Consider the following 10,849-nt stretch of genomic DNA (forward strand, 5'->3'; position numbering starts at 1 on the left):
TACCCTTACCCCGCTGATCCCGTTCACGCGGGCTCGCTACAGATCGTGAACAGGTTCTAAATCAATGCAGAGAAATGGAAACCGGACAAGACAGCCCCATTGTGATCAGGGGCTACGCACTTGCTTTACTTGTCTTGTTGCTTATCATCTGTCATTTCGTCCTTTTTGACAGACATGCTTTTTAGCAGGGACCAGACCATCGCTCCCAAAATCGCAAGGCCAGCAGCCAGTGCTGCCCATAGCCAGGGTTTGTGCTCTTTGGTGGGTGCTGTGGCTGTAGCTGGTGCCGGTGCAGATTTTTCAGTTTCAGCAAGGATGGGTGGGCTGGCGATTTCTACGCTGGCGTCGTCTGCCTTGATCAATTCAGCTGTTTTCAGGTTTGGCATCAAGGTACGCAGGGGCAAGGCTGCGCCGTCTTTTGCTTCCACACCCCATTCAAGTATGTAAGGGCCCTTGCCCCGTGCCAAAAATACCAGGCTGCGCGGCAGGCCGGCGATCTGTATTCCAGGCGGTGGCTTACCCAAAGAACTGACCGGGCCTGTAGTCTGCAATCGCAAGCCTTTATAACTTGCGCCATCCAGCAACAGATCTGGCGATTTTGCTTCCCCATTTGGCAGACTCAGGCGGTACGCCAGGGTTTCGTTGAGCCAGACCTCACGATCCGTCTGCTGCGCCGTCACCTGCTTATGATGCCGCAACACATGCAAGGGGTAGAGTGGATTATGGTGGTGCCGATACGAAACCGTGTTCTGGGCTGGCGGTAGCTGCCCCAGTACGCTCACCGTTGCCAGGGTATTTGGCTCACTCAATTGCAAACGCAAACTGTCTATGGGTGTTTTTTCCGGCAAGGGGTAATCACAATAGGTATTGCTGCAGGCTTTGGGCTGTATCAGTGCACTCCATTGCAAAGGCGGCGGTGTATAGCTTTGCTGCTGACTATCCACTGTAACGCCAAGCAATTCGGGCGCCTGGTCGGCATCACGCCAGCGCAGGCGCAAATAACGTGCAGTTGCATGGTGCAGGCTGATTTCCAGTTTCTGCACCGAGGCATTTTGGTGCTGTAACTGTATGACCTGCTCATCGGCACTGATCAAACGCCAGTTCTTCAAATCATCACTGGCTTCAAGACTGAAACCAAACAGGCCATTTACTTGTGTAGCCAGTTCCAGTCTGGCTTGCAGCAATTGCCCCTTGCTTTGGCTGACATCAAGAATCCAGGCGGGGACCGTTTTTTTCTTGTCCGTCTTCCACTCAGACAATTGTGTCAGTGAACCATCCGGATTTTGCCGGAAGCTGCCAGCAGTGTTGACAGTAAGACTTTGTTCGGCCGGCAGCGGAAACAGTGCCACCTTGGTACTACGCAATTCTGCAGTTTCGGTTTCAGTATCGACCCATGCAAAAGACAGTAAATCCCCTGCCGCATTACGTACCCGCACATCATGCAAATCCGGGTGCACGCTACCGGGGTAAATACCCACAGGCAAATTCAATCGATAGTAAGGGCCATTACCCTGAGTAGTAATGACCGTTTGCTGCACACCAAGCGTCGCGGCAAAACCTGGCAACATGGACAGCAACAGACAGCTTGCAAGCAGTGCCGTTTTTATCTTCATTGAGCGCCCATTGTTCATTTCTGCTCCTGATGGGATTCGGCTTCATCCTCAGCACCAATCACGACAGTTTTTGGTTTGACAGGCACTGGCGCAAAATACCCGACCACCAGCAACAGGATACCCACACCGATAAAGGACACGATGCGATACAGGCCGCCACGGTCTGCCAGTTCGATCAGGAACAGTTTGACCACCACCACGCCCAGCAAGCTCGCGCCCGCTATCCAGATACCACGTGACATGCGACGATTGCCAAACAGCATGACCGCCACACCACACACGGCCCAGGTAATTGATACGGCCGCCTGGCTCAGGCGGGATGCAAACAGGGCATCCGCATCCCAGGCGACACCGGCAAAATGGTGACAGCTACGCAAGACCATGCCCGTCAACAAGGCCAGCGCAGTTGCTGCTGCCACTACGCTGGATATCTGCAAGCCACCGGTTTTAACCGATGCCGACGGTAAAGCACGCCACCAGTGCAGCAAGGCCAGCAATACCAGCCACTGCCCCAGTTCCAGCGGATTCAGCAAAGGCAGGTAAGGCAAGGGGCTGGCATTACCGGCACTGAAGGCATTGGTCAGCCAGCACCAGCCCAGCAAATACAGCGCAACCGGCGCGCAAGCCAGTTCCAGATAGGCGCGACGGTAGGTATTCAGCGGCCAGATGATAGCCAGCGTACGTGAACCAATAAACCAGAAAACCAGGGCAGGCACCAGTATCCAGCCTAGCAAAGGCCAGCTCGACCAGGCATCTGCCAGCGGCTCAAAGCGCAACTGCCCTTCCCTTGCTGCCAGCAGCAGGAAGAACCAGAAGCCCACAATATGCGTCACACTCAGCAAACGCGGCCAGCCTGCCAGCCACACCTGCTGCCACTTGAGCGCACGCAAATGCCAGGCCAGGGCTAGCGACCACAGCAGCCAGCCAAAATGCGCCGATGGCAGATAGGCTGTTTGCGAGCCTGAGATACCGATCAGGGCGCTGAAGATCAGCAAAGGCAGGAAAACGATAGCCGCACCACCCATGGCGGCCCAGCGCCGCCATTTGGCAAGCGCTATCATCAACACAGAACTGAAGATGGAAATAGTCACGGCCACCGTCGCAGCAAAAGCTGTATGCCCATTATGTTGCAGTACATCCAGGCTTTCGGGGAACCATGCCGACAGCCACCATCCCAGCCCCCAGACAACCGGCAACACGGTTGCCAGCTTGCCGCTACACCAGGGATTCAGCCAGATTGCAGCCACCGGACGGGCCGCTGCGCCATTGTTAGCACTGGCACTGACATTCCCCAATTCAAGCAAGACCTGACGCATCCTGGCTGCTTCGGCACGTATGCGATCAGCACTGACCCAGGCAGCGACAGCCAGCGACAAAGGAATCAGGAAACCCAGATGGGCAAATGCATTGCCATGATAATGATCTATCTCGATAACATACAGCAAAGCAGAAATCACTTGCAGAGCCGCAGCCAGACCAGCCAGCGCTGTATGCGACATGCGCAAGCCTGCCCATAGCAGCAGGCAAGATGTCAGTGGCCAGATCAGAGCAGCCTGTTGCAGGTCCAGCGCAAACAACATCGCCAGATGCAGCAAGGCGCAGCCACTGACAACCGCCAGATTATTTACATACGACCAGGCTGGCGGCTTGCCCTGCTCTTGCGCTTTTTGCCTGGTTTCGCGCATCGCACGTCCGGCGGTAAACAGAATACTGGCCGCAATGATCAGGGCTGCCAGCATGCCATGCCAGCCATCAGCCAGCGCTGCCTTGCTATTGGTGACATTGGCAGCATTGGTAACATTGGCTGCCGTTGCCGCATGCAGCGTGAACAGGAAAGTCACCAGCGCCGTCGCCTGCAAGGCAGCCGCCACTGGCGCAAAAATTTGCAAGCCAAAACGTCGCGCCACTGCCGATACCAGCAAGGCCAGCACTGCCAGTGCTGCCGCTGCATACTGCGGCACCAGCAACATCCACGGCAACAGGGCAATTGCCGCCACACCCAGCCAGGGCAAGAATCGGTTTGGTACGTCTTCCCAGCTTGAAACAGCCTTGCTGTCGGCACGCCTGTGCAGATTCCAGACCACGAACACGCTGACGGCGAGCAACACCGGCCCCAGCCATGGCCCCTGCCACAAAGGCCCGGTCAGATCAGGATTCAGGTAAATGCCATTCAACAGCTTGTAGCTGGCACCAGCCAGCACCACATAGGCAAATGCCCGGGCATAGGGTCTTTGCTGACGCAAGCCCAGCCAGTACATGCCGGCCCCCTCTACCGCCCAGGCAGCACCAGTCCAGGTACCTTCCAGCCCCAGCGGAATCGCCAGAGTGCCAAAAATGGCCGCCACAATGACATAGGCCTCAGCCAGCAAGGCCAGGCCCTGCTTCTGTCTGGAAAACACAAATCTGGCCAGCAACAGATAAAAGAAGCCCACGACCAACGCAGAAAATGCGGCGCCGTATTCGGTATGCTTGACCAGCATGTATTGCATCCCGAATGCCGTGACCGGGTTACCAAACACCAGCGCACTGTCGACACGCCCCACCCGCTTCAGGGTTGCCAGTGGTCCTTCCTGGTTTTCTGCTTCCTTCAGCGTGCGCCGTGCAAACCGCAAGCCTATCAGGGCAAACAAAACAAAGAAGAACACCAGGAAAGGCTGCACCAGCCCATATTGACTGTCTGTATAGAACTTGTCTGCCCAGCCCAGCGCCAGGGTAAAGGTACCGACAAAACCGATCAGGTTAAGGATGCGCCAGGCATTGAACCAGGCCACCAGGAAAATACCCATATCCAGCACCGCCAGATAGGTGAACAAGCCCAGCGGCCGGTTTTCGCCGGTTGAGGTCAGCACAGGTGTCACGAAACCTTCCAGCGCGGCGACGATGGCCAGCATAGGTGCCTTTTGCAAAACGGCCAGAGCAGCACTTAATACCGACACCGCAAACATGAAGCCAAAGCCTGCTTCCGGGCTTACCAGCGCATGCATTTTCATCGCAGACAGGGTCGTCAGATAAAATACCCCTATCGCCATACCCTGCAATATCAGCGCATAATCGCGCCGCTTGTTACGCAGCAGCCAGCCAAGGCTCAACAAAACCACGCCAACCAGCGCTACGCCGGCATAACGCAATTCAACCGGGACTGTGACCCGCTCTGCCGTATAACGCAGCAAGAAAGCCAGGCCCAGGAACAGGATAAGCACACCGGCCTTGACCAGGGTATTGCCACCGAAAATCAGATTGGCAACCGGTGCAGGCAAACTTTCTCGAAAGCTTTTGGGTGGCGGCGGCGGAGGTCGTTTTGCCACCGCAGGCTTGACTGGAGCTGGTGGAACTGGTGGAACTGGTGGATCTGATGGCACTGGCGGGACGGGTGACACATGCAGCACAGGCGGCACAACTGGTGCCGACGCAATCGCTGCCGGCGTGGCGGGAGCAAGCGGCACAGACATTGCGGGCACTTGCCCGTCAGAGTTTGCTGCAACCTCACTCTTGTCATTGCTGACTGGCACGGCAGTACTGGCATCTTTGCCGGTGATGGTCGCAGCCATTGCCGGTGCCGGTTCAAATGTCAGGCCCTCGTCGATGGATAAGCTGTCTTCAGCCACAGGTAAGGGTGGCGGCATGGCGGTAACTGCTGGCTGCGTTATCGCCATACCGGTCTCTGTGGGACGGATGGCTGCCGCTGCGATTGTGGACGCTTTTTCCGGCATTTCCGCAGTCGCAGCAGGCTCGCTGCCCGCTGTAATTGCACCTGAAGTACCGGCTTTCAGGCTAGCAAGTTCACGTTCCAGATTTTGCAGGCGATTTTCCATCGCTGCCATTTTCCTGCGCATCTCTGTCAGAGGGTCTTCAGGTTTGGCTTGTCCCGGTTTCGCCTGCGCATTGCCATTTGCACCCCAGGGTTTGGGTGTTTTTGTGCGGGAACTGCCCAGCATCTGGCCGACAAAGCCACCCAATACAGCAAACAGCAGCATGGCGGGGCCAGACCCCGTTGCCACGCCGATGATGAAACCGATGATTCCACCGACAAACCACATAGTATTCCCTTAATTCTTCTGCGCTTTTAGCGCCATCGCCAGACTGTAAGGAAAATTCAAAAAACTTGCAATACTTGCACTTCAGGTGCAATCGTGGTGCCACGATTTATTTTGAGCATGCAATTGGTGATTTCAATAGCAAAACACCTGAAGAATGGATGCCTGACGGCGACTGTACAATTGGAGAAAGTGAATAAAATGCATTACAACTACTTACAAAATTCCAGGGTAAATTCATCTGATTTCCACTGAATTCACACTGAATTCCTACTGAAGGGCACTTGCATGCCTAATGTGCATCAGCCCCAAACATGTCGGGGCTGATTACATTTCAAGAAGCCAGGCAGGCTGCGATCTAGCAGCGCGTATACTTATGGCTTCAAGGCTTTGCCTGCTTTTGCAGCAATTCCTTATCCAGTTGCTCGATGTGCAATTTACGTTGCAGGGCCTTGGCTTCCAGCGAGATTCTTTGCAGAACAACGATATATTGCCGACGCTGCTGCTTGGTATCATCCAGGCAGTCATTCACAAAAAACTTGTCGTGACAGACTTTGTCGGCCTGCTCATACCAACTTTGCAAACGCTGCTGTGCAGCAGTGGCTTCTTTCAGGGCAGCATCAGCCGTATCACCAGTAGTAATACTGCCTGGGGGATATTTTTGGTCCAGGGCGGTCGTCATTCCGACAATCGCAGACAATTCATTGCTGTCCGGGGCAGCCATTGCAGGGCTGGTGATTGCCAGTTGGAACAATACGGCAACACAGACAGTAAGGATGTTTTTAATCAAGTGATACTCTCCGCAAGTTGGCGCTGATCTGCATCCATGTATTCTTTGGACTGCATCTCTATGATACGTGAAACGGTTCTATGAAATTCATTAGACAGGGTACCGTTGGTATAAAGTTCCTCGGGTATCACTTCTGCCGACATGATGAGCTTCACTTTGTTGTCGTAAAACACGTCGATCAGCCAGGTAAAACGACGCGCCTCGGACGACATGGCAGCCGACATGCGCGGGATGGAAGACAAGATGACCGTATGAAAGCGGCTGGCGATTTCAAGATAATCATTCTGTGACCGTGGTCCGCCACACAGGGTAGCAAAATCAAACCAGATCACGCTGCCGGCACGTCGTAGCGATTTCAGATTGCGCCCCTCAATATCAACACGTGGATCTTCATCATTGGTTTCTGCAATACGGGCAAACGCATCACGCAAGGAACGGTCAGTTGTAGCGTTCAGCGGCGTCAGGTAAGCCTGCACCTGTTCCATGGCGCGCTTGCGGTAATCATTGCCGGAATCCACATTCAGGATATCCAGTTTTTCTTTCAGCAAGGCGATGGTCGGCAACATGCGGTCCCGGTGCAAGCCATCAGGGTACAGGGTATCCGGCTGGTAATTGGAGGTCATGACAAATGATACGCCATTGTCAAACAGGGCTTTCAGCAGGTTGTACAGCAACATGGCATCGGCAACATCGGACACATGAAATTCGTCAAAACAAATCAGCCGGTATTTCTTGGCGATCCTGCGCGCCACCTCATCCAGAGGGTCGGCCACGCCTTTCATTTCATCCAGCTGGCGGTGCACGCCGCGCATGAATTCATGGAAATGCAGACGGGTTTTGCGCACCACTGGCACAACCGAAAAAAAACTGTCCATCAAAAACGATTTACCGCGACCAACGCCACCCCACATATAGACGCCACGCGGCACTTCTGGACGGGTGATGAGGCGGGTAAATTTATTTGCGCGCTTGCCTTTGTACTCCACCCATTCATCATAGGCAGTCTGCAGGCGGTCAACTGCGCGTCTTTGTGCTTCATCAGCCTGAAAACCACGCTGACTTAATGCATCCTGATAAAACTCTATGACATTCATGAGGGAAAATAGGTCTTTGCTGCGTTAGCTGCCATCTGACAAGCTGGTAAACTGCCACACGCCCTGCCCTATCAAACCGGACCCGGGCGTGCTGGCAGCGCGCTGTCATCATAGGTGCCAGACAGCATTTCTGATGACAGACGAGGAACGATCAGAAGTTCAATGAACGTTTGTCCACTGCCAGCGCTGCTTCTTTAGTCGCTTCAGACAAAGAAGGATGAGCATGGCAAATACGGGCGATGTCTTCTGCCGATGCCTTGAATTCCATCGCCACAACGGCTTCAGCGATCAATTCGGAAGCCATAGGGCCAACGATATGCACGCCCAGAATTTCATCTGTCGTTGCATCCGCCAGGAACTTGACCATACCTGAAGTATCACCCAGGGCACGGGCACGGCCATTCGCCATGAATGGGAAAGTACCTGCTTTGTAAGCCACACCATCGGCCTTCAGTTGCTGTTCGGTACGACCTACCCATGCGATTTCCGGAGATGTGTAGATTACCCAGGGGATAGTATTGAAGTTGACATGACCATGCTGACCGGCGATACGTTCAGCCACGGCAACGCCCTCTTCCTCTGCCTTGTGTGCCAGCATAGGGCCACGTACCACGTCGCCCACGGCCCAGACATTTGCCAGATTGGTTTTGCAATCACCATCAACCGCGACGAAACCACGCTCATCGAGTTGCAAGCCAACTGCTTCTGCGTTCAGGCCATTGGTGTTAGGTGTGCGACCGATGGAAATGATGAGCTTGTCGAACACGGCTTTGTGCTCAGCGCCCTTGTCATCCGTGTAGTTGACAGTCACATCTTTGCCACCATTGACGATTTCGCCAATCTTGACGCCCAGATTGATGGACAGGCCTTGTTTCACAAAAAGCTTATGGGCTTCTTTGGCAATTTGCTCATCCACTGCACCCAAGAAGGTCGGCAATGCTTCGAGTACTGTCACTTCTGCACCCAGACGACGCCAGACGCTACCCATTTCCAGGCCGATAACACCGGCACCGATAACGCCGAGTTTTTTCGGCACTTCAGCGATATTCAGTGCACCGTCATTCGATAAGATAGTCGCTTCATCAAACGCTGCGCCTGGCAAGGCACGTGCGTTAGAACCAGTAGCCACGATGATGTGCTTGCCGGTGATCGTTTCTTCTGTCTTGCCAGCGACCTTGATTTCATAAACGCCGGCATCGGCTTTAACGAAAGAGCCGTGACCATGGAAGAAAGTGACTTTGTTCTTTTTAAACAGGAACAGGATACCGTCGTTGTTTTGTTTGACGATAGTGTTTTTACGACCCAGCATCTTGGCAACATCCAGGCCCAGGCCCTGCACCTGAATACCGTGGTCAGCAAAAGCATGGCCAGCGTGTTCATAATGTTCGGAAGACTGCAACAGCGCCTTGGATGGAATGCAACCTACGTTGGTGCACGTGCCGCCAGGTGCCGGGCCGCCTTTGTCATTGCTCCAGGCGTCGATACAGGCCGTGGAAAACCCCAGTTGTGCAGCACGGATAGCTGCAATATAGCCGCCAGGGCCGCCGCCGATAACGACAACATCAAATTGTTTGCTCATGAAAATATCCTGATAGGTAAGGATTGACTAAATCGCGAGATATCGAAAAATAGCGTGAAATATCGTGCTGTCACTCTTCTTCCGGCACAAAAATCCAGGCCAGCAAATACGCGACCACGCCTGCACCAAAATAAAGACTGAAAAAGACAAACATCAAACGCCAGATCCAGGATTCCATCCCGGTAAACTTGCCGAGCCCACCGCAAAGTCCACCCAGCCACTGGTCAGTTTTTGACCGGCGGAATTGATTCAGCTGGTTGAAACCCAGGTTTTGATGAGGACCGGAAGCGGAAGTGTCGCCAGTAGCCAGCAATCTGGCTTTGGCTTGGGCAAATTCTGCATCAGACAGGGCTCCTGCCTGATGCAGTTCATGCAGACGTTTGATTTCGTCAGCGATATTCACGGAATGATTCTCGCTTTGCTTTGAATCTGAATTACAGATCGAGCAACAGGCGGGCTGGATCTTCCAGCGCGTCTTTCATTGCCACCAGACCCAGAACAGCTTCACGACCGTCAATGATACGATGGTCATAAGACATTGCCAGGTAATTCATAGGACGGATAACGATCTGGCCATTTTCAACCACGGCACGGTCCTTGGTAGCATGCACGCCCAAAATTGCGGATTGTGGTGGGTTGATGATAGGTGTAGACAACATGGAACCGAAAGTACCACCATTCGAGATGGAGAAAGTACCACCAGACAGATCGTCCAGAGTCAGTTTACCGTCTTTGGCCTTGGCGCCGAATTCGCCGATTTTCTTCTCGATTTCAGCAATCGTCATCTGATCCGCATTACGCAGGATAGGTACGACCAGACCACGTGGAGAACCAACTGCGATACCGATGTCGAAGTAACCGTGGTAGACGATGTCATTGCCATCAACAGATGCGTTGATGATAGGGTATTTTTTCAATGCAGCAACAGCAGCCTTGACGAAGAAGGACATGAAACCCAGCTTCACGCCATGTTCTTTTTCAAACTTGTCTTTGTACTTGTTACGCAAGTCCATGACAGGTGCCATGTTGACTTCGTTGAAAGTCGTCAGAATCGCGTTGGTGGATTGCGATTGCACCAGACGTTCAGCGATACGTGCACGCAGACGGCTCATTGGCACGCGTTCTTCCGGACGGTCACCCAGGCTAGCGATCGTTGGTGCGGCAACTTGTTGCAGCGCTGGTTTGCCTGCTGCAGGTGCGGCCAGAGGTGCAACAACTGGTGCTGCGGCAGGTTTGGCGGCAACTGCTGCCAGTGCATCACCCTTGGTAACGCGACCATCTTTGCCGGAGCCGTCAACCTGTGCTGCAGTCAGATTGTTTTCCGACAGGATTTTTGCTGCTGCCGGCATTGCTACGCCAGCAGAAGACTTGGCATCAGCAGCAGGTGCGGCAACAGCGGCAGCTGCAACTGTTACTGGAGCAGCAGATACTTCCATCGGGCTTACTTTTGCAGAAGCATCAGTATCGATAATCGCGATGATTTCGCCAGCAACAACTGTACTGCCATCACCCTTGATGATTTGTGTAATCACGCCTGCGTCTGGCGCAGGTAATTCCAATACAACTTTGTCAGTTTCCACGTCAATCAGGTTTTCGTCACGGCCAACTGCTTCACCAACTTTTTTATGCCAGGACAACAGCGTTGCTTCTGCGACTGATTCAGATAACTGAGGAACTTTTACTTCGATAATTGCCATTTTTTACTCTCCGATTCGGGTAGCCATATGCGACATCAGCTT

The 10,849-nt window shown here is 53.6% G+C and carries 7 protein-coding genes; all 7 read right to left on the reverse strand.

Going from position 1 to position 10,849, the window contains the following annotated elements:
* Positions 1 to 125: 125 nt before the first annotated feature.
* Positions 126 to 1,613, reverse strand: a complete 1,488-nt coding sequence (locus ACO0LK_RS12970; protein ID WP_422975662.1) for a DUF3999 family protein — start codon at positions 1,611 to 1,613, stop codon at positions 126 to 128.
* Between the two features lie 14 nt (positions 1,614 to 1,627).
* Positions 1,628 to 5,650 carry a DUF2339 domain-containing protein gene (locus tag ACO0LK_RS12975; RefSeq protein WP_422975664.1) on the reverse strand — a complete coding sequence of 1,341 codons (4,023 nt, stop codon included), beginning with the start codon at positions 5,648 to 5,650 and terminating at the stop codon, positions 1,628 to 1,630.
* A 379-nt stretch (positions 5,651 to 6,029) separates the two neighbouring features.
* Complete coding sequence (locus tag ACO0LK_RS12980; protein WP_422975666.1) at positions 6,030 to 6,437, reverse strand: hypothetical protein; 408 nt, start codon at positions 6,435 to 6,437, stop codon at positions 6,030 to 6,032.
* Positions 6,434 to 7,531: a cell division protein ZapE gene (gene zapE, locus ACO0LK_RS12985; protein ID WP_422975668.1), complete on the reverse strand. Its 1,098-nt coding sequence runs from the start codon at positions 7,529 to 7,531 to the stop codon at positions 6,434 to 6,436. The genes ACO0LK_RS12980 and zapE overlap by 4 nt, the downstream gene beginning before the upstream one ends.
* Positions 7,532 to 7,682: 151 nt before the next feature.
* Positions 7,683 to 9,110, reverse strand: coding sequence for a dihydrolipoyl dehydrogenase (gene lpdA / locus ACO0LK_RS12990; protein ID WP_422975670.1), 1,428 nt, complete (start codon positions 9,108 to 9,110; stop codon positions 7,683 to 7,685).
* A 70-nt stretch (positions 9,111 to 9,180) separates the two neighbouring features.
* Entirely contained in the window at positions 9,181 to 9,513 is a 333-nt protein-coding gene (locus ACO0LK_RS12995) for a PspC domain-containing protein (protein WP_422975672.1), read from the reverse strand.
* Positions 9,514 to 9,544: 31 nt separating this feature from the next.
* The gene (gene odhB, locus ACO0LK_RS13000; RefSeq protein ID WP_422975674.1) at positions 9,545 to 10,807 is read right to left on the reverse strand and encodes a 2-oxoglutarate dehydrogenase complex dihydrolipoyllysine-residue succinyltransferase; all 1,263 of its coding nucleotides are present in this window, start codon (positions 10,805 to 10,807) and stop codon (positions 9,545 to 9,547) included.
* Positions 10,808 to 10,849 lie beyond the last annotated feature (42 nt).

The organism is Undibacterium sp. Ji49W, assembly GCF_049340205.1.
Lineage (GTDB): Bacteria > Pseudomonadota > Gammaproteobacteria > Burkholderiales > Burkholderiaceae_D > Undibacterium.

Excerpts from the sequence above, each read along its gene's own strand:
- ACO0LK_RS12970 (WP_422975662.1), bottom strand. The coding sequence starts at position 1,613 with ATGAAGATAAAAACGGCACTGCTTGCAAGCTGTCTGTTGCTGTCCATG.
- ACO0LK_RS12975 (WP_422975664.1), bottom strand. The coding sequence starts at position 5,650 with ATGTGGTTTGTCGGTGGAATCATCGGTTTCATCATCGGCGTGGCAACG.
- zapE (WP_422975668.1), bottom strand. The coding sequence starts at position 7,531 with ATGAATGTCATAGAGTTTTATCAGGATGCATTAAGTCAGCGTGGTTTT.
- lpdA (WP_422975670.1), bottom strand. The coding sequence starts at position 9,110 with ATGAGCAAACAATTTGATGTTGTCGTTATCGGCGGCGGCCCTGGCGGC.
- odhB (WP_422975674.1), bottom strand. The coding sequence starts at position 10,807 with ATGGCAATTATCGAAGTAAAAGTTCCTCAGTTATCTGAATCAGTCGCA.